This is a genomic window from Giesbergeria sp., assembly GCF_028686475.1.
Taxonomy (GTDB): Bacteria; Pseudomonadota; Gammaproteobacteria; order Burkholderiales; family Burkholderiaceae_C; genus Simplicispira.
Genome location: NZ_JAQUCA010000002.1, coordinates 73,286 through 98,200 on the forward strand (window position 1 = coordinate 73,286; position 24,915 = coordinate 98,200).

A 24,915-nucleotide genomic window follows, 5' to 3' on the forward strand; every position below is an offset into this window, starting at 1 on the left:
GCACATTACTCGATGGGTTTTTGGTAAACAATGGCTTCGGGAAACTTGCGTACCCGATAGAGGGCTGATATCCGACTCATCGATTCAGAGTGCCCTAGGCAAATAAAACCTCCGGGTCGCAGCGCATCGTAGAAAGTCTCGGCAGCCGCCTTGCGCGAGACATCATCGAAATAAATCAGTAAATTGCGGCAAAATACCACATCAAAATTGCGGTAAGGGCGGGTATCAGCCCGGTCAGATAAATTAACCCTAGTAAACTCTACGGAAGAGCGTACATCATCTATCAGTTGAAACCCATTGGCCACACGCCGAAAATATTTTTGAATATACGATGTAGGCATTTGCGCTACCGAGCGCTCTGAATAAAAACCTGCCTTGGCTTGGGCCAAGATGTTGGTGTCAATATCCGAGGCGACAATTTCTATATCGTATTTCTCTAAATCAGCCCAACGCTCCAGTAAAAAAATAGCAATCGAGTAGGCTTCTTCGCCCGAAGAAGAGGGTAACACCCAAATGCGGAGTGGGCCGCTGTGTTTTTTACGCTCCACTAAATCGGGCAAAATAGATTTTGCCAAGCAATCGAATTGGTACTCTTCGCGAAAAAAATAAGTTTCATTGACCGTCATTAAGTTGGTCAGGTGTTGCAGTTCTTCGCCTGATGCCTGAAAGCGCAGCATGGTAAAGTAACTGCGAAAATTTTGGCTATCGGTGGCGGCCATGCGCTCCAATAAGCGTTTATCTACAAAATAGCGTTTACTAAAATCAAACTGAATACCTGTTTTACGGTAAAAAAACTCACGAAACTTGCCAAAATCTTCGTCGCTAATGGTGGGCTCGGTCATGGTGGGCTCATGCTTCTTTGATGCGCTTAATGGCCAAGTTGGCAGCGAACTGGATATAGGGGTCTTGGGGAAAACGGGCTTTGAGTTGTTGCAACGGATCTAAAGCCGTGGCCGAACCTACTTCGCCCAGCAAATCGACTGCCGTCGCGCAGACGTTGACATGCGGGTCGCGCACAATGACTTCGGTCAGCCAAGTTTCTACTTCGGGGTGGCGCAGGGTTTCTAATACATTGACGGCAAAAATTCGCACATCGCTCGATGGGTCAATCAGCAGCTGGCGCATGATGGGGGCGATGGCTTGGGGCAGTTGCTTGAGTGCTTCGATGGCCTCGCTACGCAGGGCCGCCTCTTCACTGCGTAGGCATTGCACCAAACCGGCCACGGCAGCGGCATCGCCAATGCGTACCAAGGTGGTCAGCATGATTTCGCGCACCGATTGGTCGGGTTCTAGCAGTAGCCGCGCCACAATAGCGGGGCTGCTGTTGGGGCAGTCTTGCAGGTCGCGTGCGGCCCAGCGCCGGGTTTCGGCCTCTGGTGCTTGCAATTGCTGGCACAGCACGGGGTAATCGCGCGCTGCGCGATGGTGGTCCGTGTTGACAGCGGCGTTGGTTTGCTCTTGCTGGGATGGTTTGATAAGGGCCATGATGAATCCAGAGGAGGGCTAGAACAATTCAATTTTGGGACGCTCTACGCCGGGGTGGGGCTTGGTAACAGCTCCGGTGGCGGCGTGGTGGGTGTCCACTTGGCTTTGCATGACATAGCGCTGCATTTGGGCATCAAGGCGTTGTTGCAAGCTGCCCATGCTGCCGGGGTTCCAAGGACGCTCTAGCAGTTGGTCGGCCATGCTTTGCAGGTGTTGGTCTAAATCGGTCATGGCCGTTTTAACATGCTCGATGCGCTGGCGCATCACATCATGGAACTGCACATGGCCCATCGCCTCGGTGAGCAGCTCGACCAGTGCATCGTGGCCTTGGCGCACGTTGCGAATCACCTCTTCCATGCGGTTGTTTTTGGCGGCCTCGGCGAAGCGGGCCTGCATGTCTTTGATGTCAGACAGCACGCGGCGCATATTGCTGCTAGAGGCATCGCGTTGGCTGGTTTCAATGGCATGGGCCAATTGTTCGTCCACGCCTGCGGTGGCTTTGGTGATTTTGGCTCCAATTTCGGTAGCTGCGCTGGCGGTGCGGATAGACAATTGGCGAATTTCCGCCGCGACCACGGCAAAACCGCGCCCAGCGGGGCCAGCACGGGCGGCCTCGATGGCGGCATTGATGGCCAGCACATTGGTTTGCTGCGCCACATGGGCAATCACCGAAACCAAAGAGGACAGCTCTTTGACTTCTTGCAGGTTGTGGATGCGGTCAAGGTTGGTTTGGACATCTTGCTCTTGTTTTTCGACAAACATTTGCAGAATGGAACCCAATTGCTCGTCAATCATTAACTTTTCGCGCACCACTTCTAGCAATTCGTTGCCGCTGCTTTGCGAGGCCGCAATGCGCTGTATTTGGTCTTGCAGCACTTGCGGCATTTGGTTGAGTACCGTTACCAAGGGCAAGACACCGCGTTCGGTCTCTTGCAGGGTGCCCTCTAGTTGTTGGCTGAGTACGTTCAGGTAGGGCGCAACGGTACGCAGTTCGGCCACGGCCTCTGGCAGCGGCATACGGCCTTGGTTTTGCCCGGCCCCTGACCAGCGGGGTTCCAGCCAGCCCAGCGCTAGATAGGCCAGCACGCTGCACAAGGTCATGAGGGCCAGCAAGGCCAGCACATGCGGCCACGGCCAAGCTGGCACATGGTCAAACAGTGCAGCTTGGAGCAGGGGCCAGAGAAAAAACACCAGTCCTATGCCCAGCACCATACTGACCAGCAAAAGCAAAATACTGCGCCCTGACAGCACTGGCTGGCGTATATCGTGAGGCTTCATTTTGTCGGAAATGCCTTGTTTCAAGCGCCTGGCACGACTTGTTTAACGACTTGGATTAAATCGGTGCCAGAGATAGGTTTCACCAACCAGCCGGTGGCCCCCATTTGTTTGCTGGCCTCACGCTTTTTGGGGTTGTTTTCGGTGGTTAAAGTGAGAATGGGCACAAAGCGTACTTCGGGCAGCAATTTGATTTCTCGAATTAACTCTAGGCCATCCATGCGCGGCATTTTGATGTCGGTGATGATGAGGTCGGGTTTGAGACCTGCTTTGAGTTTTTCTAGCGCATCGACACCATCAATGGCAGTGACAACGGTAAAGCCGTTGTGTTCCAAATTGGAGCGTAAACTCAAGGTCATGGTACGCGAATCGTCAACGACGAGGATGATTTTATTGGTCACGGTAGTCAGGCCGGTAAAGCGCACCATCTAGGATGGGCGCAGCGGTTAAAAATCGGTGCCTTGCATGTCCACCGTGTAAGAGGTATACGAAAAAACGAAACAAATCAGCGCAAGCGCCAATTTAGCGTAAAGCCCAAGCTTTGAGTTGGGCTGCGATTTTGTCAATTGGCAGCACCAATGACGCACCACCACGCTCAATCAATTCGGCAGGCATCCCAAAGACCACTGCTGTATCTTCGGATTCCGCTACGGTTTTTCCGCCGCTCTTTTTGATGTCGGCAAAGGCCGCAGCCCCATCATTGCCCATGCCTGTCAGTAACACAGCCACCAGCGATTGCGGGTTAACGTGCTCTAGCGCACTGCGCCCGAGCAACTCTACCGAAGGGTGCCAAAGATGTTGGCTCGATTCGGGTTTGGGCAAAACGGTCAGCGTGGTACCACGCTTGGCCAGTACCATATCGGCCCCGCCTTTGCCAATGTAAATGGTGCCCGGTGTCACGGGCATCGGGCGGCTGGCTTCCACTACTTGCAGCGCGCAGATAGAGTCCAACCGCGCGGCAAAAGGGGCCGTAAAACTGGCAGGCATGTGCTGGGCTACCAGCACTGGCCACGGAAAATCGGCCGGTAACAGCGGCAGCACCTCTTCTAGCGCACGTGGGCCGCCGGTAGAGACCCCCATCAGCACCAAACCCTCGCGCGATTGGCCAGCGCTGCTGACGCGCGCTTTTGCTGCTTGTGCTGCTTGGGTATGTTGTTCGCGCAGGCGCTCGCCCAAGCCACGCGCACTGACGCTGCTGGTGCGTGCTTTGCTGGGGCGCGCACGCACGGCACCACGCACCTTGGCGATGAGGTCGGCTTGGATGGTGTCAATCGACAGCGAAATCGTGCCGCCGGGTTTGGCCACATAGTCCACCGCGCCCAAATTGAGGGCCTCAAAGGTGGCCAAGGCCCCTTTTTCGGTCAGGGAGGACACCATAATGACCGGCACTGGGCGCTCGGCCATGATGAGCGACAACGCCGTGATGCCGTCCATCTGTGGCATGTTGATGTCCAATGTGACGACATCGGGTTGGAAGCTGCGGTTTTCGGCCACTGCCTCGGCACCGTCGCGGGCTTGGCGGATTTCAAAATCCCCCTGCGCCTGAAATAGCATGGAAAGCTGGCGGCGCATCAACGCCGAATCGTCAACGATGAGCAGCTTAATCATCAGTAAATCCTCGGCAAGTTTTACCCCGCTAAATCGTTCATAGAGGTTAAATCGCCTGCACTCAGTAGATGGTCGGGGTCAATCAATTGCAACATGCGTTTTTGCTTTTCTAGGTTCGCCATGCGCGCCAGCAGCTGGACTTGTTCGCTCGATAAGCAAGGGGCTGGCTCAATCGCTTGGCGTGGCACTTTCAGCACCTCGGCCACCGCATCGACAATAAAGCCAGTACGCACGCCACGAATCAAAAACACCACAATGCGCTGGCCATCGTTGCGCTCGACCGTGGGCAAGCCCAAGCGGCGGCGCAAGTCCACCACCGGCAACACGGTGCCGCGCAGGTTAATCACGCCTTCTACGGCAGCTGGGGCCTTGGGCACATGGGTCAGGGTTTCGGGCACGCGCACAATTTCTTGCACGCTGTCTATCGGGACACCAAACTCTTCGGTGCCCAAGCGAAATACCACCACTTGCTCGTCGTCGCCAGCTTGGTTGCGCTCGGCATCATCGGCGGTGCGGGTACGGGTGGAGTTGGCGTCGGTGGCGGTCACGGTGCTCAAAGCCTCTTTGATGGCCGAGTGGCGGAATAAATTTTCGGTAGAAACGATGGAGACCAAGCGTTTTCCATCGGACAGGCGGCAAATATCGGTGATGTCGGCCATGTCGCCATCGCGCGCCAACAGGGCTGGCATGGTCTCGACATTGCGCCGAGGCACGCGCAGCACCTCGTTGACGTTGTCCACCACAATCCCCACGGACGCGCCGCGAATGGAGACCACCACGATGCGGCTTTGCTCGTTGGCCGATTGCTCGGGCAGAGCGAACATGCGCCGCAAAGCCACCAAGGGCAGCAAGCGGTTGCGTAGTGTCATCACACCCAGCACATGCGCTTGGGCATGGGGCACTTGCACGATTTGCTCGGGCACTTGCACAATTTCTTGTACGTCTTCGATGGCGATGGCGTACTCTTGTTTGGCCACGGCAAAACTGACCAAGTGCAGCTCTTCTTCGCTGTTGCGCTCTTCGCTGGCGCTGCGTTGCGCGCTCAGGCCCGATTGCAAACCGCTGTTTTGGCGTTGGTACAACTCGGTCAGTTGAGAAAACTCTTGGGCGATGAGTTTTTCAAAGTTCAGCACCATCACCATCGCATGGCCGCCCACGTCTTTAATGAGGCCCGAGAGTAGTTCGGTATTGACAGTGCCTTGGATGCCCTCGACCCCTTCGATTTTGCTGGCATCGACACCGACCACGCTGGCCACGCGGTCCACCACAAAGCCCATTGGTTGGCCGATGTTAATCACTACCGCGCGCGAGGTGTCATCGGATTCGCGCTCGGTAAAGCCCAATGCGCGGCGCAAAGAGACAATCGGCAGCACTTTGCCGCGCAAATTGGCCAAGCCTTCTAGCGTGGGTGGCGACAAGGGGACGCGCACCACGGCGGGCACGCGGATGATTTCTTGCACCGGGGCCATTTCGACGGCAAACACCTCATCGCCAGCCATAAAGGTGACGTATTGGCGCGTGTCAGACGCTTGTTCTTGTGTCGCGCTGTTGGCACCATTGGCCAGTGGCGTGGCCGTTTCGGGGTTGGTTTCGCTGCTCATAGCCGACCTTTGCCTTAGGCGCTTTGCAGCTCGTCGGCCAGCGAAGCCACTTCTTCAATCGCGGCGGCCAGCTCCTCGGCACCTTGCGATTGTTGGCGTGCGGCCATTGCGGCTTCGTCAGCTGCTTTAGAGGCTTCTTCGGAGGCGGAAGAAATTTGCTCAATACCGCGTTTGACTTGGGCAATAGCGGCACCAATTTCAGTCGAGGCAGTGAGAATTTCGGCAGCACCGCGCTCTACTTCGGCAATATCTACTTCAATCGCATCGAGGTTGCTCGAAGTGGCCTTGGCTTTTTCAACTTCAGCGGTGGCGGTGGCAACAATTTCGTCTAAATCGCGCCCTACTAGCCCAATTTGGTCTTGCACGGCCTTGACCAAGTCTTTGATACGGTCGGCATTTTCGGCGGAATCTTGCGCCAAATTGCGAATATCGGTGGCTACGACGACAAAGCCCTTGCCAAACTCGCCAGCACGGGCGGCTTCAATCGAGCCATTGACGGCCAGCATATTGGTTTGGATGGAGACGGTGGCAATCGCATCGACAATTTTGTCAATGCGGCGCGACACCAGTTCTAGTTCTTTGACTTGCTTGATATTGAGGCGCGTAGCTTCAGCCGAAGACAAAATGCTGGCGACCAAACTGTTGACGGTGGCCTTGTTTTCGGTCAGGAGTTTGCGGATACCGGCCACTTTTTCGGTGTTGGAGGTACCGCGTTGCACCGCCACTTGGGCACCTCGGTCAATTTGCGTGATAGCGGCGGCAGATTCTTCTGCACCTGCCGATTGCACTTCGGCACCCTTGCGAATTTGCTCAATCGCGGCGGCAATTTGCGCGCCTGAACGGCTGATTTCTTGCACCGCTGCCGACAATTCTTCGGCGGCTGAGGCCACTTCTTCGGCACTTTTGGCCACGTCGGTGGATTTTTTCAGGTCTTCGGCCAATTCGGACAGGCTGGCAGCGGCTTGTTCGCTTTGCGACAAGGCTTGCGTTTGTTCAGCCACGGTTTTGGCGGCTTCTTCAGCGGCAGCAGATTGCTCTTCGGCGGCAGTAGCGATGTCTTCGGAGCCTTTGAGGGCCTGGCGCGTGGCCGCTGCCGATTGCACCGCACCGGTAGCAATTTCGCCCACACCCTTGACGATTTCAACCATTTCGGAGCGAATGCGCTCAAGCTGCTGGTTGATGGTTTTGCCGTTTTCGGCTTCGGCTTCGACGGTTTTGGCCGATTGACCAATGCCATCGGCAATCACTTTGACTTCTTGTTGGATTTGGGCCACCAAGCCTTGGATTTGCTTGGCGCTTTTTTCCGAAGTTTCGGCCAAGGTACGCACTTCGTCGGCCACTACGGCAAAGCCCTTGCCATGTTGACCGGCACGGGCGGCTTCAATCGCGGCGTTGAGGGCCAGCAGGTTGGTTTGGTCGGCAATGCGCGCCACGGCTTTGACGATGTCACCAATGTTGGCGGCTTGCTTTTCTAGCTCGGCCACCATCGTTACCGAAGAGCCTTGGCGCTGTGCCGACACGGCGACATTGTTCACCAAGGTGACCACTTCGCCGCTGGCTTTGAGCACCAGCGCTTGGCAGCCTTCGGATTTAAGGCGGCTTTGCTCGGCATTTTGCAGCTGGCGCGCCACCGAGACTTCTACTTGCTTGAAAGCACTGAGCGATTCTTGTGCTGCACCGGCGGCTTCTTCGGCCCCGGTGGCAATTTGGTCGGCTGAGCGCTTGAGCTCTTCGGCAGCAGAGGCGGCTTCGGCAATGCCGGAAGACATTTGGGCTGTGGCAGCGGCAATGCGCTCGGCGGCTTGTTGCTGCTTGGCCAGCGTGCGTGCGCGCTTGCGTTGCACTTCGGCCTCGCGGGCGGCACTGGCCGAGTTGCGAGTGCTGGCCGATAGGCTGGTGTCTACGCTGGCGTTAGGAGAGACAGATTTTTTGACAAGTGCCACGGTAGGCTCCTTTGATTCAGGTATTCAAGAAAATGCAAACAATGCAAAAACGAAAAAAACAGCCATAAAACTAATAGGCAGGGCGATGGCTGTGTTGCTGCTGGGTAGCATTTTGCGCTGGTGCGCTATTTTCTTCTGGTGTAGAAGTAAGTAATTGCTGAATCAGGCGCAATAAATCTATCGGGCTAAAGGGCTTGTTCAGGTAGGCTTTTACCCCAGTGCCCAAGCCGACTTCCCGGTCGCTTTGGCCGTCTAGCGCGGTCAGCATCACCACCGGAATGGCGCTCAGTTGCGGGTCATCGCGCAGGATGCGCCCCACTTCAAAGCCATCCATGCCGGGCATCATCACATCCAGCAAAATCAGGTCGGGGTGCTGGGTGCGGGCCAGCTCTAAGCCCTCGGGGCCGCTGGCGGCCTCTAACACGGTGTGGCCATCAAATTCTAAAGTCATCCGCACCAAGCGCCGGATGTCGGTTTTATCGTCGATGGTGAGGATGGTTTTTTTCATGTCCCAAAAAATTTTTGCCTAAATGTTAAAGAATGTTTCAGTGATTTTAGGGGTTCTGGCGTTTGAATGCAGCTACCAGCAACGTTGGACGTTTTAAAACGGGATGGAGCCATCTGGTGGCTCGTAGCGCTCGGGCAAGTTTTGGGGCGGCCAGCGATCTTCTCTGGGGGGCAGGTGGTGCTGCTCTGGCGCGGATTCGGCTTGGGTGGCGCTGCGTTTGTGGCGCACCTGATAGACCGTCATGACTTGCTGGGCCACGATGTCTAAGGAGGGGCGGTGGTTGCCCTCTTTGTCTTGCCAAGTGGCCACCTTCAGCGGGCCAGTTACGGCAACGCTGTCGCCCTCTTTGAGGGCCAGCAAAGCCGCCACCGGGCCATCGTCAAAGGCAATGACGCTGATAAATTGTGCTTGGCCATCGGTGCCCGTGGCGCGTAGTTTGGCCAATGCAAACAGTTTGCCGTTTTTGCCGCTGCGCTGGGCAGGCTGGCCATACACTTTGCCTGAAATAAGGGCATCAATCATGATAAATTATCCCAAGGGGGGAGAGTGCTAGGAATAAGGAGCATAGAAAAGCAAAGCTTACCAGTTTATCGATATACCATTGTGCAAAAAACCAAGCCAGCACGCCTTACTACACCGCCAAATGCAACTCAATTTCAGTAAAAATATCAGAGCTGCCACGGCCAGTGATGCCGCTGCGATTGCAGAAATTTACAACCATGCGGTACTGCACAGCACCGCCATTTGGAACGAAAAAACCGTGGATGCGGCCAACCGCGTGGCATGGATGGCCGAGCGGCAAAAAATGGGCTATCCGGTGTTGGTGGCAGTAGATGCCCAACAGCAGGTGTTAGGCTACGCCAGCTTTGGCGACTGGCGCGCTTTTGATGGCTACCGGCACACGGTAGAGCATTCTGTGTATGTGCATCCCAAGGCGCAAGGTAGCGGCATCGGCAAGGCCCTGATGCAGGCGCTGATGTTGCAAGCGCAACAACTGGGCAAGCATGTGATGGTGGCTGCGATTGAGGCGGGCAATGCGCCATCCATCGCACTGCACCGCCAATTGGGCTTTAGCCAAACCGGCTACATGCCCCAAGTAGGCACCAAGTTTGGCCGCTGGTTGGATTTGGTATGGATGCAGCGGCAGCTCGATAGCGTCTAGGGCCGGTGATGCACCTAGCGTAACTCGTAAGTGCTTATCACAAAAGAATATTTTCCAAACGGCATCACACGTACTAACCTACAACGTTTTCACCCACCCCGTTTTTTCATGAAAGTTTTGCTATGCTGAAAAAGACCCTCTCTGCTCTGGCCTTGGCCGTGTTGGCCCTGAGCAGCCAAGCTGCCGATGTGCTCAAGGTGGCTGCTACCGCCGTGCCGCACGCCGAGTTGCTCCAATTTGTGAAACCACAGCTACAAGCCCAAGGGGTAGATTTGCAAGTGCGCGAGTTCAGCGACTATGTACAGCCCAATGCCGCCGTGGAAGATAAGCAACTCGATGCCAACTTCTTCCAACACCAGCCCTACCTGAACAGCTACAACAAAGACCGCAAGAGCAGCTTGGTGCAAGTGCCCAACGGGGGCATCCATGTGGAGCCGTTTGGCGCTTATTCGCAAAAAATCAAGCACATCAAAGACCTGAAAGACGGGGCTGTAGTGGCTATCCCGAATGACCCCTCCAACGGTGGCCGCGCCTTGTTGCTATTGCAAAAACAGGGTCTGATTGAATTGAAAGACCCAAAAAACATCACCGCCACGCCGATTGACATTGTTAAAAACCCGAAGAAGCTCAAGTTCCGTGAGCTAGAGGCCGCTTTGCTGCCGCGCGCTTTAGCCGATGTGGATGTGGCTTTGATTAACACCAACTATGCCATCGAGGCCAAGCTCAACCCCACCAAAGATGCGCTGTTTATTGAGGGGGCTGAATCGCCTTACGTGAACATCATTGCTGCGCGTGCCGACCGTGCCAACGACCCCGTGATTCAAAAACTGGTCAAGGCGCTGCGTACCCCCGAGGTGAAGAAGTTCATCCAAGAGAAGTACAAAGGCGCAGTCGTACCAGCGTTCTAAATGCTTGGGGCAAGTTGGGGCAGTTAGCGGTGGCTTAAACGCCGCACTACCCAATCGCCCAAGCTTTGGATGGCTTGCACAAACAAAATCAGCACCAACACCACGGCCAGCATGACATCGGGCAAAAAGCGTTGGTAGCCGTAACGGATGCCCAAGTCGCCCAAGCCACCGCCACCGATAGCACCTGCCATCGCCGAGTAGCCGGTCAGGCTGACCAAGGTGATGGTTAGACCGGCCACGATGCCGGGCATGGCCTCGGGCAGCAGCACTTTATAGACAATCTGGCTGGTGGTGGCTCCCATGGATTGGGCGGCCTCGACCAAGCCGTGGTCCACTTCGCGCAAGGCAGACTCGACCAAACGGGCCACAAACGGGGCGGCTGTCAGGGTGAGGGGCACAATGGCTGCGGCAGTGCCAATCGAGGAGCCTGTGAGCAAGCGTGTGAACGGAATAATCGCCACCAACAAAATAATAAACGGCGTAGAGCGCACCGCATTGACGATGCCGCCCACGCTTTTATTGAACAGGCGGTTTTCCAAAATGCCACCTTGGTCGGTCAGGCGTAAAAATACCCCCAAAGGAATGCCAATCAGCGCACCAGCAAGCCCGGATACCGCCACCATCAGCAGCGTTTCCCACAAGGAGGTGGCAAACAGTTCTAACATCATGGCCGAAAAATGCTCAAACATGGCTTGCCCCTTGGATGTCCACTTCTTGCACGCGCACGCCATCGCTACGCAATTGGAGCAGCGCTGCTTGCAGCTGTGCTGGTGCGCCAGTAACATAAATAGCCAAGGAGCCAAAGGCTTGGCCTTGGATTTCGTCAATTTGGCCGTGCAAAATCGACAACTCCAGCCCGTGGATCCGAATCAGTTGTGATAGCAAGGGCTGGTAAGCCAGCTCTCCGGCGTAGGATAAACGCCACAAGCCGCCAGCACAGCCGGGGGCGGGTTGCTGCAACTGCCGCACATGTGTTAGCACGCTGGCGGGCAGCTCTTGCGGCACAATTTCGTCAATCAGGCGCTGGGTGATGGCTTGTTGTGGGGCGGTAAAGAGGTCTAGTACCGGCCCTTGTTCCACAATTCGGCCTGCATCCATCACGGCTACCCGGTCGGCAATCTGTTTAATCACCTGCATTTGGTGCGTAATCAGTACCACGGTCAGGCCCAATTCGCGGTTGACTTGCCGCAGTAACGACAAAATCGAGCCAGTAGTCTCGGGGTCTAGGGCCGAGGTGGCCTCATCGCTGAGCAAGACCTTGGGCCGACTGGCCAAAGCACGGGCAATGCCCACACGTTGCTTTTGCCCACCGCTGATTTGCGCTGGGTAGCGGTCGGCCAAAGCAGTTAAGCCCACCAGTTCTAACAAGGGCAAAACCCGTTGGCGAATGGCTGGGCGTGGCATATGGGCCAGTTCCAGCGGCAGCGCTACATTGTCAAACACGGTGCGCGACGACAAGAGGTTGAAATGCTGAAACACCATGCCAATATCGCGCCGTGCTGCGCGCAGTTGGGCCTCATTGAGTTGGGCTAAGTTGTGCCCGGCCACAATCACCTCGCCTTGGGTAGGGCGATTGAGCAGGTTGATAACACGCACCAGCGAGCTTTTGCCTGCACCACTGCGTCCAATAATGCCAAACACTTCGCCCGGCAAAATGCGTAAATCTACCCCGCGCAGGGCTTCAACCGGGCCTTGTGGGCCGGGGTAAATCTGGGTAATGCCACGTAAATCAATCATGGTGCCAAGGTTGCTTCAGCAGTCTGCGCCCACCCAATCGTAAAGAGTCGTGCGCTGATTTTCATCGAGCCACAGTTCTTCACGCGTGCAGAGTTTGTCCAAGTTTTGCGCCATTTGCTGTGCCAGTTGCTGCGTGGTATTTTGGCCGGGTGCAAACTGGTGCCCGCCCATTAAAAGGCCACGCAAGACCCAGTTCACCTCTTCGCGGCTGATGTCGCATTGGGCCAAACGGCACAAGTCGCGCACCCGTTTGCCGGTGTCGCGCAGATGGAACGGTTGTTGGGCCAAGTCATCGGCGATGGCTTGCCACAGTTGCCGCCAATCGGCCCGGCCTAAACGCGGTGCCTCGGTGGCATCGCAAATTTGGCGTACCAATTGCGGATCGGCACTGTCTAAAGTGCCATCGCGGCTGGTGGGCGGCATGGGGCGAGCGTGGCGTTGCGGGTCGTACAAATAGCCTCCCGAATGTGACCAGTCTAGCAACAAGGGCGACAACGAGAGCGTTTCAATAAAACGCCTAAAACTACCCAAGCCCGCCCAGCTGCTGCCATCTAAGCCTTGCACTTGTGTGGGCAAACGGCTGGCCAAGCGTGCCAAAGGCACAGCCAAGTCCGAAGTTTCGACTTCTTGGCGGATGATTTGCGTGGCCGCCTCGCGCATGGTTTCCCATTCTTGCGGGTCTGACGTGGCTATCGGTATCGACAACTCTGCCGGGGGCATCCAGTGGTGTGCAGGGGGCTGGTAACTGTAGCGGCTGGGGGCGGGTGCCAAGGTGGGGGGGATGTTCTCGTGGGGATCATCGCTTTCGCCCAAGGCATCGCGTACAAAGCTATCGGTGTCAATCAGCAAGTCTGCCGAGGCTTGGTAAGCCGCCGAAGGAAAGCCCACCGCCAGCACGGTGGTGCGCCGGTCACTGCGGCGCAATTTACGCAGCACCGGCGTAAAGTCGGCATCGGCAGAGAACACAATAAATTCATCAAACCGGGTTTCGTGTTGCAGCAGTTCTACCATGTCCAACACCATGTGGATGTCGGTGCTGGTTTTGCCCTCGGTGGTCATGGGCGGGCAGTCGATGGTCTCAAAGCCAGCACGGTTAAAGTGGGGCCGAAAGCGTTGATAGACATGCGGGTTGAAATAGCAGCGGCGCACCAGCAAACGGCGGCCCTTGGCCCCTAAAGGCGCATGGGCGGGCAGGGGCAGGCTATCGGTCAGCCAGTGCAACCAGTCTAGCGGTTGGCGGGCAAAACGTTCGGCATAGTGGATGTCTAAACGGCGCAGGGCGCTATAAACGTTGTCAAAATCAATAAAAAGAGCGCTTTTCATGAAGAAAATATATATAACAAAGGGCGATTGTGCCTGTCCCTAGGGCTTACGAACGAAAAAATGTTTCAGGCCACGCTACTTGATGGCGCAAATGGTCTAAAGCGCGCACGCCATCGACCCCAATACGGCGCACCACTTCGGCCTCGGCCATGCCAGCGCGCAACCATTGCACAATGGCGGTGTTGCGTAGCACCTGTGGCCCCACCCGTTGCAAAGGATAGGTTTGGCTGTTGGGGTCTTGGGCGGCATGGGCTTGGTGGATGATTTTGGCCGCCACATGGAACAAGGCACGCACCGACAAGGGCCTGCCACCCTTGCGCGAGTAAAACAACAAGCCGCTGGGTTCTGGCTGGTGCGCGCGCCGATAACGTAGCCAATCGGCCAAGGCCGTGCCTACGGCGGGCGGCAAAGTCAAAATGCGCTGCTGGGCCTTGCGTGCGCCCTCAAGACGTAAGGCCGCTGGCGCTGGGGGCGCTGCGGCATCCAAAGCGATGGGGATGCGGTTTTCATCGAGCAAGCCTTCATCGCGCAGGGTGCGGACTTCTTCTGGGGCCAAAGCCAGTTCGTACAGCAGCAGCAAAATAGCCCGGTCGCGTGCGCCTTGCAAACTATCGCTGGCCGGAAATTGCAAGGGCAGTTGCGCCCACAAGGCTGGTGGCAGACAATGGCCTAATTGGTCCACGGCTTTGGGGCGCTCGGTTTTGGGCAAAGCGGTCACCGGGCTGCGCGCCAGCAAACCCTGCTGCACGGCGTAGGCATAAACCCGGTCTAACACGCGCCAATAGCGTCGGCGCGTGACTTCGCTCAATTGCCGGTCGGGCTGGTGGTGCGCGCGTTGGCCAGCGCGGATGCGTAAAAAGCGTGCCACATCTTCGATTTGTGCTTGCTGCCACTCCAACGCGGCAGGTTGCAGGCTCTCTAACCAAGCGTTCCAGATGTCTTGGTACACCGCCAAAGGCTGCGCGCCCAAACGGCGGGCGGTATGGCCGTTTTTTTGCGCTTCTAGCCACTGTAAAAAAACCGCTGGCCCGCTGGGCGGGGTAGGTGCCACAGCAGCGCTCATGTGTGCCTCCGTTTTGGGGGCGGTGCCGGTGGCGCACCCGGTACCCGTTTGCGATAGACCGAATAGCCATAAGATTCTAGTGCTGGATTGACACCATTCAGGCTTTCAGAATGGCCAACAAAAAACCAGCCACCGGGGCGCAGTTTTTTTTGCAATCTATCAATGACACCCCGTTTGGTTTCTTCGTTAAAATAAATCAGCACATTGCGTAAAAAAATTACATCAAAATCACCCACATTGGGCAGTTCTTGGTTTAAATTAATTTGAGAAAAATAGACATGCGCCGTCACTTCGGGGGCAATTAAAAAGCGTCCAGCTTGTGCGCCTACCCCTTTCAGGCAAAATTTGCGTAAAAAATCTTCAGGAATTTCTCGGGCCATTGCTATATCGTACAAAGCCGAACAGGCTTGTTCTAGCACGCGGGTCGATAAATCTGAACCAAATACCTCCCAAGGTGTTTGTCCCAAGGTATGGGCCAATAGCATGGCAATACTATAAGCCTCTTGCCCGGTAGAAGATGCTGCACTCCAAATGCGTAGCGGATGCGCGCCCGTATGACCAGGCAATACCACATCACGCAACAATTCAAAATGGCGTGGCTCCCGAAAAAAATGGGTTTCGTTGGTGGTAAGCAGGTCAATCGCTATTTGGTGTTCTGCGGTATCACGGTGTAAATGCTCAAAGTAAGCATGAAAACTACGCAAGCCGTGGTGTTGCACGCGGCGTGCTAATCGCCCTGCCACCAAAGCTTTTTTACTTGGCCCCATTGAAATTCCGGAAATTTCAAAAATCCAATGCCGAAATTGGTTGAAATCGTGGTCTGATAATATCAAACCTGCGGGGGCATTACCATCCCATTCTTTGTATTTTATCAACATGCCACAGGCCCTTTAACTAGCCTTTAGTGATAGAGCGCATGGCATTGAGTTCTTCTAGCATAATAACCCGTTGGATATTGAGCAAAAGAATGAATTTTTCCTTCACTTTGGCAATGCCTTGCAAAAAATCAGGCCGTATGGGGGTACCAAAGCTGGGGGCAGGTTCAATAGCGGCAGGAGAAATATCCATGACTGCATTCACCATATCTACCACAAAACCTAAAGTGTGGCGCTGCTCAGGAAATTCAGAATACAGCGGAATTTCTAAAATAACAATGCAGTTACGCTTTCCAGTGCTTATCGTCTCCATGCCAAAGCGTTGCGCCAAGTCTAGCACGGGTACCACCATACCGCGTAAATTAATAATGCCGCGCAGGTAGTTGGGCATCATCGGTACGGTCGTGATAGGCCGAAGACCGATAATTTCTTTAATTTGTTCGATGGTGATGGCATACAGCTCACCATTCAGGGTAAAGCTGAGGTACTTTTTAGGCCCAGAGGGAGCCAGTAGCAAAGCCCCAGCAGGCGCTGCTTTGAGCAAGGGTCTGCTGGATGCTGCCAACGATAAAGAATCAGAAGCGGACAAAATCAGCCCCCGGCGAACCTTTGGCGACAGCGGTGCGCCGTGCAGGCATAGTTTGCAATGGCTTTTTAGGGGACGGTTTTCCGGCAGGCTTGTGCGCTGCGTGGTGTTCAGACGGCGGCTTGCCCATCATGCTGGTTTCGTGGGCGCTGAGTTTAAAGAAAGCCATGAGTTGCTGTAACTGTTCTGCTTGCGAACTCATTTCTTCGGCAGTGGCAGCCAATTCTTCACTGGCGGAAGCGCTTTGCTGGGTAGTTTGGTTGAGTTGACCCACTGCTGCATTAATTTGCCCAACACCGCTGCTTTGTTCCTCGCTGGCGGCTGCAATTTCTTTCACCAAATCCGAAGTTTTACGGATAGTGGGCACCATTTCTTCTAACAGTTTGCCCGCGCGTTCGGCTTGGTCCACTGAATTGCTGGCCAATTCGCCAATTTCTTGTGCTGCTTCTTGACTGCGCTCGGCCAATTTTCGTACTTCATCGGCGACGACGGCAAAACCTTTGCCATGTTCACCAGCGCGGGCCGCTTCAATCGCAGCATTCAGCGCTAATAAATTGGTTTGGTAGGCAATATCATCAATAATACCGATTTTGCTGGCAATGCTTTTCATAGCCTGCACCGTTTGCTTCACGGCTTCGCCACCTTGGCCTGCATCTTGGGCAGCTTGGGTTGCCATGCCATCGGTTACACGGGCATTTTCTGAGTTTTGCTGTACCGAGGCGCTGGATTCATCTAAGGTAGAAGAAATTTCTTCTACGCTGGCGGCTTGTTCGGTTGCGCCTTGGGATAAAGATTGGGCTGTGGCCGAAATTTCTTCTGAAGCAGAAGAAAGGTTGTCCGAGGCGGCACGCACATCGGTGATAATTTGCGAAAGTTTGCCCACCATATTTTGCATGGCTTCTTGTAATTGTGCGACTTCGTCCCGGCCTTGTGGATTAATTTGCACACTCAAATCACCGCCAGCCAGCAAACTAGCAACTTGGGTGGCCTCGGCAATCGGACGGGTGACGCTGCGTGTCACCAAGAAGGCAGAAAGCAAGGCCGACAGCACGACACCGCAGGCCAAGCCAATCATTAATTTTTCTGAAGCTTGGTATTGGGCATCCGCATCTTTGCCTGCTTTTTCTACCAATTTTGTCTGGAAATAAATCATGTCTTCTACCGATTTTTGGTAGGGATTCATGGCTTTCTGTAAATCACCCAGCAGCAATATTTTTGCTTCTTCTTTTTGGCCATTGGCCACCAGTTGTAAAAATTTTTCTAAATTATTTCCGTATTGGGCACGATTCTCTTTGATAATGACCAAAAATCGCTTTCCCTCTTCGGATTGTACATTTTTATCTAAAACTGCCAAAACTTCCGTGAATTTTTGACGCACATTGGCAATGTTTTGCTTCTCTTGCTTGGTGGCTTCATCATTTTCTGCCAAAAGAATGTTTCTCATGGCAATGTTCGCTGCATTGAGGCCATCAATCATTTGGTTAGAGACCACCACATTGGGGAAACGCCTATCCACCAAAACCTGGGTGCCATCGTTAAATTTATCCAACTCTAACATCAATAATACCACCATCGTCATAGTGGCAGCAATCACCAGAAAGAACCCAAGCCCTAAACGCAGACCAATACGCAAATTGTTTAACATGCAAATTTCCTATTTTAATGAAGGGTGATGGCTGCTGTTTTTGCCTGATGAGATAAATCTGCCACTGGGAGCGTGGCTTGGTGAATTAATTGCTGTATATCGAGCATTAATGCGACTTCGCCGGTGCCCAGCACCGCAGAACCAGAAATTCCGGGCAATCCATCAATCAGTGGGCCAAGGGGTTTAATCACTGCTTGCAACTCGCCTTTGAGCTGATCGACTACCAAGCCCATTTTACGCCCACCTACCTGCACCACCACGATGTTTTCGCGGCGCAATTCGCGTGGTGCTAAGCTAAAATGTTGCCGTAGCCTGAGCAAGGGTAAAACTTCGCCGCGCAGACTGACATAATTTTTTACATCGGGCTTGAGTTGCACGCATTCGATGACGACATCCAGTGGCACCACATAATGCGAATCACTGACCGACATTAAAAAGCCATCTACAATCGCCAAGGTCAGGGGCAAGCGAATACGGAAGGTGGCTCCGTGACCGGGGCGGTTTTCAATGTCTATGCTGCCGCGCAGGGCTTCGATGTTGCGTTTGACCACATCCATACCGACACCACGCCCAGACAGGTTGCTGACTTGTTCTGCGGTAGAAAATCCTGGCTCAAAAATTAAATCCCAAACTTGGGCATCGCTTAATTCGGCATCGGCAGCAATTAAGCCCTTTTGTATGCCTTTGGCAATAATGCGTTCACGGTTTAAACCTGCGCCATCGTCACCAACTTCGATGCCAATAATGCCAGCCTCGTGGTAGGCGCGTAATTCTAAGCGCCCCGCAGCGGGTTTACCACGTTGCACGCGCACAGTGGGTGGCTCAATACCGTGGTCGATGGCATTACGCACCAAATGGGTTAGAGGGTCGGCAATTTTATCCACTAAAATTTTATCTAATTCGGTGTCGGCACCGCTGATATGCAGTTCAATTTCTTTACCGGTTTCTTTAGAAACATCGCGTACCAAACGCTTAAAACGGTTAAAAGTTTCACCGATTTCTACCATGCGTAGCATCATGGCCCCATCACGTACCTGCTCGGTCAGGCGCGATACGAGTGAGGCCGCTTCGCGCATCGGTCGGTCTTTGTGCTGCCGAGCCAACACGCCTACCGATGAACTGGCAATAATCAATTCGGCCACGCGGTTAATCAGGGCATCGAGTTTATCGGAATGTACCCGAATAAGTTTGGCTTCTTGGGCTTGGCGTTGGCGTAATTCATTTTGTCGCCCAATCGCGCCTTGCACCAATTCAGGCGCTACGGCCTGCTCTTCAATCAAAATTTCGCCCAGCGCATGGCGCTCTTCATCAGGGGCTTGGGCTTGCTCTAGCAAGGCGCGTTGCAGTTCTTGGTCGGTAACGGCACCGCAGGCCAGCAAAATCTCGCCCAATAACATGCGGTCGGCGGGCAACTCGTCTATCAGGCGCAAATAATCTTCTACCAAACTATCAGGTGGTAAAATACGCAATTCGCAGTCGTCACTGACAAATTCAAATACACCTTCAATTTCACTTTTGCTGGCGTGGCTGGCAAAGCGAATTTCAAAACCCAGATAGCAATTTTCTGGATTCATTTCGCTTAAAGCCGGGAGTGCGTGCGTCAGAGTGCTGATTTGCACAATACGCCCCAGCGTACTCAGGTGGTGAATAAACGATGCTGGTTCAAAGCCTTGCTGCATCACACCCGCAGAAAAGCGCAGTGACAAATGCCACAATTCGTTGCTATTGAGGCTTTCGGGGTTATTAAAATCTATTTTGGGCAAGCTGGCAACCTGCACGGCACCGCCCACCGCGCCACAGGCCAATTGCAATTGGGCCAACAATTGCTGCTCTTGGTGGATGAGTGTATCGGTACGCAGGCCACCGGCGGCCATCGCATCGAGTAAATGGCCTACATGGTCGCCACTTTGTAGCAATAAACCGATTAAATCGCTGTCGAGTTTGAGGGTTTCTTCACGCACCAGCACCAACAGGGTTTCGAGGTGGTGGGTGAATAACACTATGTCATCCAAGCCAAACAGACCGGCGGCTCCTTTGATGGTGTGGGCAGCCCGAAACACGGCATTAATGGCTTCTGGGTCGCTGGGCACCTGCTCTAGGTGAATCAGGGCGGCTTCCATGTCGGTAAGCAAGCCCCGACTTTCTTCAAAAAAGGTCTGTAATGCGTCGTTCAGATCCATGAAACGGGCCTTTGTGCGGGGTTGCGCTTATGCAGGGTGGCTGGCAGCAGCAGCCACCACCAAGGGATCGCCCAGCCAAGCGGCCAAGTCATAAATTTCGATGAGTTCTAGTACCGCTGGACTGTGGCCGAGCAAGCGCAACTCTACGCCATGCGCGCGCGCATGGTTTTTAGCGGCCATCAGCACTTGTAGGCCAGCGGTGTCTATTTCAGTGACATTGGACAAATCTACATCAAACGACACCGGGGTACGTAAAATTTCTAGCAGCGCTGCACGCAACGACTCGGCGTGGTAAATGTTGCAATCGCCGCGCAGATGGAGACAGTGTTTATCGCCCGATGGCTCCCGAATGATTTCCATGATGACTGTTCTCCGACATTAAGGCATTTAAGGAGCCAAGCGCTCGCGCACCCAAACACCTTGGTCTTGGCGGTAGCGTAGCCGATCGTGCAGGCGACTTTTGCGGCCTTGCCAAAACTCCCATTGCTCTGGCAGTAAGCGATAGCCGCCCCAGTGTTCTGGACGCGGTGGTTGTAACAGAAATTGCGCCCCATATTTGGCAGCGTTGGCAACCAGCACACTGCGCCCGGCAATGACTTGGCTTTGGGGGCTGGCCCAAGCACCAATGCGCGAGTCTAGCGGACGGCTATGAAAATACGTATCACTTTCTTCGGCGCTGACTTTTTCCATGCGCCCTTCGATACGCACCACGCGCTCCAACTCTACCCAATGGAATTGCAGCGCGGCATAGGGGTTGCCTGCCAGTTCGCGGCCTTTGCGGCTGTCGTAGTTGGTGTACCAGACAATGCCGCGTTCGTCGTAGCCTTTGATGAGTACCACGCGCGTGCTGGGGCGCAAATCGTTGCCGACGGTAGCCACGGTCATGGCGTTGGGTTCGGGCAGTTCGGCTTGGATGGCCTCTTGCAGCCAATGGGCAAATTGGTCTAGCGGCTTGGCGTGCGAGGCTTCTTCGTTCAGTTCGGCGCGTTCGTAGCTTTTACGCAAGTGGGCAATCGAGGCGGAGGGGGTGGTCATTGCAATCAATTCCTCGCTGCTGTTCAGCGCAAACCGGTGCCAGCGGCAGTCTCGGTACGTTGGATGAGTTCGATTTTGTAGCCATCGGGGTCGGTAACAAAGGCAATGACGGTGCTACCGCCTTTGACCGGCCCGGCTTCGCGCGTGATGTTACCCCCGGCAGCACGGATTTTGTCGCAGGCGGCGTAGGCATCGGGTACGCCAATGGCGATATGGCCATAGGCGCTGCCGTGTTCATACTGCTCGGTGCCCCAGTTGTAGGTAAGTTCCAACTCCGCTTGGCCGGGGTTGCCGCCATCGAAGCCTAAAAAAGCCAAGGTGTATTGGTACTCGGGGTTCTCGGAGGTGCGTAGCAGTTGCATCCCTAAGACTTGGGTGTAGAAGTCGATAGAGCGTTGCAGGTTGCCAACGCGCAGCATGGTGTGGAGGATTCGCATAGTGTTTCGGATGGTGCCGGGAGTTGATAAGCCATACGAAAATAGCACCGAATCAACAGAATCGCACAGCAACACGCCAAATTCCCATGCTCCAGACAGAATTTTCACCCAATCCTCGCTCTACCTCACCGTGGCGCATGAGCATCGCGCCGATGCTCGATTGGACAGACCGGCATTGCCGATTTTTTCACCGGCTGTTGTCCAAAAAAGCCCTGCTCTACACCGAAATGGTCAATGCGCGGGCTATCGTGCATGGTGGCACCGAGCGCCATTTGCGCTTCAACCCCGAAGAACACCCTGTCGCCCTGCAACTGGGCGGTAGTGAGCGCGATATCTTGGCACGCAGCGCCCGCTTGGGCGAGGCCTGGGGCTACGATGAAATCAACCTCAATTGCGGCTGCCCGAGTGAACGGGTGCAGCGCGGTGCTTTTGGTGCTTGCCTGATGCAAGAGCCTACTTTGGTAGCCAATTGCATCAAAGCGATGCAGGATGTGGTGCAAGTGCCCGTCACCGTTAAACACCGTATTGGCATCGACAAGAACGAAGACTACGCCTTGGTGCGCGATTTTGTTGGCACCGTGGCCGATGCGGGCTGCAAAGTGTTTATCGTCCATGCGCGCAATGCGTGGCTCAAGGGCCTATCCCCCAAAGAAAACCGCGAAGTGCCCCCGCTGCGCTATGGCGTTGTGGCCCAACTAAAGCAAGACTTCCCTCAGCTCACCATCGCCATCAATGGCGGTTTTAGCGACGATGCGGCCGTGCAAGCGCAACTGGCGCTGCTCGATGGCGTGATGGTGGGGCGCGAGGCTTACCACAACCCGTGGTGGCTTAGCCGTTGGGACGAAGTGTTTTATGGCCAACCCGCATCCAACCTATCGCGCGAGGACGTAGAAGCCCAAATGGTGGACTATATGGCGCGCGAAGCCGCACAGCACGGCACCCACTGGTATGCCATTGCCCGGCATATGTTGGGTTTGCGCCACGGTTTGCGCGGTGCGCGCTATTGGCGCCAAATATGGAGCAACCATCAGCTCAAAGATTTGCCGCCCCACGAAGTCATGGCCTTGGCCCAGCGAGCATCTGTGTCTTGAGTGCAACACCGTTCTAGGGATATTCACTGACCACAGCAGGCTACAGCCCACGCGCCGCCCATATCAACTTGCTATATTGCACTGCAACATTTATATTGCAAGACAACAAAAAAGGATGCCACCATGCTCTACCAGCTCTATGAAACCCAACGCTCCTTGATGGAGCCTTTCTCTGACTTTGCCCAGGCCTCCTCCAAGTTGTTCAGCAACTCCGGTTCGTTCCTGAGCCAGTTGCCTGCGGCACAACGGGTAGCGGCAACCTACGATTTGTTCTACCGTTTGGGCAAAGACTACGAAAAGCCAACCTTTGACATCAAAACCGTCAAGGTCGAGGGTGTAGAGGTAGCCATCCACGAGCGCATTGCCTTAGACAAGCCTTTTTGTGAATTGCGCCGCTTTAAGCGTTTCTCTGACGACCCGGCCACGCTCAACAAACTCAAACAGCAGCCTGCCGTGTTGATAGTCGCCCCGCTGTCGGGCCACTATGCCACGCTGTTGCGCGACACGGTGCGTACCATGTTGCAAGACCACAAGGTATTTATTACCGACTGGAAAAACGCGCGTCTGGTGCCACTGTCTGAGGGCGAGTTCCACTTGGACGATTACGTCAACTACGTACAAGAATTTATCCAACTGCTGCAAGGTGCTTACGGCAATTGCCACGTCATCAGTGTGTGCCAGCCCACCGTGCCGGTGCTGGCAGCGGTGTCCTTAATGGCCAGCCGGGGCGAAAAAACCCCGCTCTCCATGACCATGATGGGTGGCCCGATTGATGCCCGGCATTCGCCCACCGCCGTCAATGATTTGGCCGCCAAACGCAGCTACGAATGGTTTGAGAACAACGTCATTTACCGCGTACCCGAGGGCTTTCCGGGTGTGGGGCGTCGGGTTTATCCGGGCTTCTTGCAATACACCGGCTTTGTCGCCATGAACCCAGACCGCCATATGGTCAGCCATTACGACTACTTCAAAGACCTTATCAAGGGCGATGGAGCCAGTGCCGAAGCACACCGCAAGTTCTATGACGAGTACAACGCGGTGCTGGATATGGACGCCTGTTACTACCTTGAAACCATCCGCACTGTGTTCCAAGAATACAAGCTGGTCAACGGCACTTGGGATGTGCGCTCCAGCAATGGCACCCCAGAGCGTGTGCGCCCGCAAGACATCACGGCTACCCGCCTGCTCACCGTAGAAGGCGAGTTGGACGACATTTCTGGCCCCGGCCAAACCCGTGCGGCGCTGGACTTGTGCAGTGGCATTGCTGCCGCCGACAAACAGCATTTTGAAGCCGCTGGCGCTGGCCACTATGGCATTTTTAGTGGTCGCCGTTGGCGCGAGGTGGTTTATCCGCAAGTGCGTGATTTTATTCTCAGCAGCCAAGGCAACTTGACTGCCACCCCAGTTGCCAGTCCCGCCGCCGTACCCGATGCCGCCCCGGCTGCACCAGAGGCAGCGCCAGCCGCCAAAGTCGCAGCAGCGGTAGCAACACCAGCCATTCAGGCGGAAATTTCTGTGGTCACTGGTGCTGCCGAGCCTATGCACCAAGAAGCCGAGCATGGCATGCAAATGGCCGCCACCGCCGTCACTGCCAGCCCACGCAGCGCACCGGTTAAATACAACCGCCGCACACGCAAGAGCTAAAGCAGATGGAGGCAGTGGCCGCTCAAGAGGGTGCTTGGCAGGTTTTGGCCGAGCGCATTGATGCAGCCCTGCCACAAACGCAATGTGGCCGTTGCGACTACCCAGACTGTGCCGCTTACGCCCAAGCCATCGCCCAAGGCCGGGCGGCCATTAACCAGTGCCCGCCCGGTGGTGCCGAGGGTATCGCCCGACTCGCGGCATTAACCGGGCAAACTATTTTGCCGCTCAACCCCGCACATGGCCAAGAAGGTCCACGCAGTGTGGCCGTCATTGACGAGGCGTGGTGTATCGGCTGCACCCTGTGCCTACCCCCCTGTCCCACCGATGCCATTGTGGGCGCTAACAAGCAGTTGCACACCATCATCAGCGCGCATTGCACCGGCTGTGGTTTGTGCGTGCCTGTGTGCCCCGTCGATTGCATTCAGTTGCTGCCCATCAGCGGCAGTGCCACGGCTTGGCAAGCCTGGACACCCGCCCAAGCACAGCAAGCGCGCAGCCGTTATCACCTGCACCAACAACGCTTGGCACCTCCCCCTGTGCCGCCTGCCCACCTATCCACCCCACCAGCGGCATCTGCCAGTGCTGCCAGCACACCCAGCGACAAAAAAGCAGCTATTGCGGCTATTTTGGCCAAAGCCCGCGCCCAACGCACGGCCAGCCGCTAAACAAAGCCGTACCAGTGCTTTGGTGCGGTCGATAACATAGATAATGTTTTCTGCGTCTGCTGTTGCATCCAGTATCTTCCTTTGGATATTGCATGGATGGATGGCGCAATCGTTCTAGAATGCCCATTTTCCGCAAGGGGATTT

The 24,915-nt window shown here is 55.1% G+C and carries 25 protein-coding genes; 5 read left to right on the forward strand and 20 right to left on the reverse strand.

Going from position 1 to position 24,915, the window contains the following annotated elements:
- Positions 1-5 precede the first annotated feature (5 nt).
- The 9 genes from PHX60_RS01675 to PHX60_RS01715 all read right to left on the reverse strand — a co-directional run bounded on the left by PHX60_RS01675 (position 6) and on the right by PHX60_RS01715 (position 8,942).
- Entirely contained in the window at positions 6-842 is an 837-nt protein-coding gene (locus PHX60_RS01675) for a protein-glutamate O-methyltransferase CheR (protein ID WP_300073778.1), read from the reverse strand.
- 7 nt (positions 843-849) lie between these two features.
- Positions 850-1,485, reverse strand: a complete 636-nt coding sequence (locus PHX60_RS01680; protein ID WP_300073780.1) for a HEAT repeat domain-containing protein — start codon at positions 1,483-1,485, stop codon at positions 850-852.
- Between the two features lie 18 nt (positions 1,486-1,503).
- Positions 1,504-2,763, reverse strand: coding sequence for a methyl-accepting chemotaxis protein (locus tag PHX60_RS01685; RefSeq protein WP_300073782.1), 1,260 nt, complete (start codon positions 2,761-2,763; stop codon positions 1,504-1,506).
- Between the two features lie 20 nt (positions 2,764-2,783).
- Positions 2,784-3,161, reverse strand: a complete 378-nt coding sequence (locus tag PHX60_RS01690) for a response regulator (RefSeq protein WP_300073784.1) — start codon at positions 3,159-3,161, stop codon at positions 2,784-2,786.
- A gap of 121 nt (positions 3,162-3,282) precedes the next feature.
- A complete protein-coding gene (gene cheB, locus PHX60_RS01695) occupies positions 3,283-4,368 on the reverse strand; it encodes a chemotaxis-specific protein-glutamate methyltransferase CheB (RefSeq protein WP_300073787.1) in 1,086 nt (361 codons plus the stop codon).
- Positions 4,369-4,388: 20 nt separating this feature from the next.
- Positions 4,389-5,969, reverse strand: a complete 1,581-nt coding sequence (locus tag PHX60_RS01700; RefSeq protein ID WP_300073789.1) for a chemotaxis protein CheW — start codon at positions 5,967-5,969, stop codon at positions 4,389-4,391.
- Between the two features lie 14 nt (positions 5,970-5,983).
- Complete coding sequence (locus PHX60_RS01705; protein WP_300073792.1) at positions 5,984-7,912, reverse strand: methyl-accepting chemotaxis protein; 1,929 nt, start codon at positions 7,910-7,912, stop codon at positions 5,984-5,986.
- A 70-nt stretch (positions 7,913-7,982) separates the two neighbouring features.
- The gene (locus PHX60_RS01710; protein ID WP_300073795.1) at positions 7,983-8,420 is read right to left on the reverse strand and encodes a response regulator; all 438 of its coding nucleotides are present in this window, start codon (positions 8,418-8,420) and stop codon (positions 7,983-7,985) included.
- A 93-nt stretch (positions 8,421-8,513) separates the two neighbouring features.
- The gene (locus PHX60_RS01715; protein WP_300073798.1) at positions 8,514-8,942 is read right to left on the reverse strand and encodes a single-stranded DNA-binding protein; all 429 of its coding nucleotides are present in this window, start codon (positions 8,940-8,942) and stop codon (positions 8,514-8,516) included.
- A 121-nt stretch (positions 8,943-9,063) separates the two neighbouring features.
- On the opposite strand from PHX60_RS01715, the gene PHX60_RS01720 reads away from it, so the two are divergent.
- Together PHX60_RS01720 and PHX60_RS01725 are read left to right on the forward strand one after the other, a co-directional pair.
- Positions 9,064-9,582 carry a GNAT family N-acetyltransferase gene (locus PHX60_RS01720; RefSeq protein WP_300073802.1) on the forward strand — a complete coding sequence of 173 codons (519 nt, stop codon included), beginning with the start codon at positions 9,064-9,066 and terminating at the stop codon, positions 9,580-9,582.
- Positions 9,583-9,704: 122 nt separating this feature from the next.
- Positions 9,705-10,490 (forward strand): MetQ/NlpA family ABC transporter substrate-binding protein, encoded by a 786-nt coding sequence (locus PHX60_RS01725; protein WP_300073805.1) that lies wholly within the window; start codon positions 9,705-9,707, stop codon positions 10,488-10,490.
- Between the two features lie 23 nt (positions 10,491-10,513).
- Here the strand turns inward: PHX60_RS01725 and PHX60_RS01730 are convergent, their stop codons facing one another.
- From PHX60_RS01730 to gloA, 11 genes are read right to left on the reverse strand one after another with little or no spacing between them, the layout of a single operon-like run.
- Complete coding sequence (locus PHX60_RS01730) at positions 10,514-11,179, reverse strand: methionine ABC transporter permease (protein ID WP_300073810.1); 666 nt, start codon at positions 11,177-11,179, stop codon at positions 10,514-10,516.
- Positions 11,172-12,227, reverse strand: a complete 1,056-nt coding sequence (locus PHX60_RS01735) for a methionine ABC transporter ATP-binding protein (protein ID WP_300073813.1) — start codon at positions 12,225-12,227, stop codon at positions 11,172-11,174. The genes PHX60_RS01730 and PHX60_RS01735 overlap by 8 nt, the downstream gene beginning before the upstream one ends.
- A 15-nt stretch (positions 12,228-12,242) precedes the next feature.
- Positions 12,243-13,550, reverse strand: coding sequence for an NYN domain-containing protein (locus PHX60_RS01740; protein ID WP_300073816.1), 1,308 nt, complete (start codon positions 13,548-13,550; stop codon positions 12,243-12,245).
- Between the two features lie 46 nt (positions 13,551-13,596).
- Positions 13,597-14,613 carry a site-specific integrase gene (locus PHX60_RS01745; RefSeq protein WP_300073819.1) on the reverse strand — a complete coding sequence of 339 codons (1,017 nt, stop codon included), beginning with the start codon at positions 14,611-14,613 and terminating at the stop codon, positions 13,597-13,599.
- Positions 14,610-15,491, reverse strand: coding sequence for a protein-glutamate O-methyltransferase CheR (locus tag PHX60_RS01750; RefSeq protein WP_300073822.1), 882 nt, complete (start codon positions 15,489-15,491; stop codon positions 14,610-14,612). The genes PHX60_RS01745 and PHX60_RS01750 overlap by 4 nt, the downstream gene beginning before the upstream one ends.
- 16 nt (positions 15,492-15,507) lie before the next feature.
- On the reverse strand, positions 15,508-16,077 hold the full coding sequence (locus PHX60_RS01755) for a chemotaxis protein CheW (RefSeq protein ID WP_300073825.1): 570 nt from the start codon (positions 16,075-16,077) through the stop codon (positions 15,508-15,510).
- Positions 16,064-17,719, reverse strand: coding sequence for a methyl-accepting chemotaxis protein (locus tag PHX60_RS01760; protein WP_300073828.1), 1,656 nt, complete (start codon positions 17,717-17,719; stop codon positions 16,064-16,066). Before PHX60_RS01760 ends, PHX60_RS01755 begins: the two co-directional genes overlap by 14 nt.
- 14 nt (positions 17,720-17,733) lie before the next feature.
- Entirely contained in the window at positions 17,734-19,899 is a 2,166-nt protein-coding gene (locus PHX60_RS01765) for a chemotaxis protein CheA (protein ID WP_300073831.1), read from the reverse strand.
- A gap of 27 nt (positions 19,900-19,926) precedes the next feature.
- On the reverse strand, positions 19,927-20,259 hold the full coding sequence (locus PHX60_RS01770) for an STAS domain-containing protein (protein WP_300073834.1): 333 nt from the start codon (positions 20,257-20,259) through the stop codon (positions 19,927-19,929).
- Between the two features lie 27 nt (positions 20,260-20,286).
- Positions 20,287-20,934, reverse strand: coding sequence for a pyridoxamine 5'-phosphate oxidase (pdxH, locus tag PHX60_RS01775; protein ID WP_300073837.1), 648 nt, complete (start codon positions 20,932-20,934; stop codon positions 20,287-20,289).
- A gap of 23 nt (positions 20,935-20,957) precedes the next feature.
- Positions 20,958-21,371, reverse strand: a complete 414-nt coding sequence (gloA, locus tag PHX60_RS01780; RefSeq protein WP_300073840.1) for a lactoylglutathione lyase — start codon at positions 21,369-21,371, stop codon at positions 20,958-20,960.
- A gap of 86 nt (positions 21,372-21,457) precedes the next feature.
- Here gloA and dusA point away from each other — a divergent pair, with 86 nt between their 5' ends.
- From dusA to PHX60_RS01795, 3 genes are all read left to right on the forward strand, one after another.
- Entirely contained in the window at positions 21,458-22,462 is a 1,005-nt protein-coding gene (gene dusA / locus PHX60_RS01785) for a tRNA dihydrouridine(20/20a) synthase DusA (protein ID WP_300073843.1), read from the forward strand.
- Between the two features lie 123 nt (positions 22,463-22,585).
- The gene (phaZ, locus tag PHX60_RS01790; RefSeq protein WP_300073846.1) at positions 22,586-24,106 is read left to right on the forward strand and encodes a polyhydroxyalkanoate depolymerase; all 1,521 of its coding nucleotides are present in this window, start codon (positions 22,586-22,588) and stop codon (positions 24,104-24,106) included.
- A gap of 5 nt (positions 24,107-24,111) precedes the next feature.
- A complete protein-coding gene (locus tag PHX60_RS01795; RefSeq protein WP_300073848.1) occupies positions 24,112-24,771 on the forward strand; it encodes an RnfABCDGE type electron transport complex subunit B in 660 nt (219 codons plus the stop codon).
- The last annotated feature ends 144 nt before the right edge of the window (positions 24,772-24,915 follow it).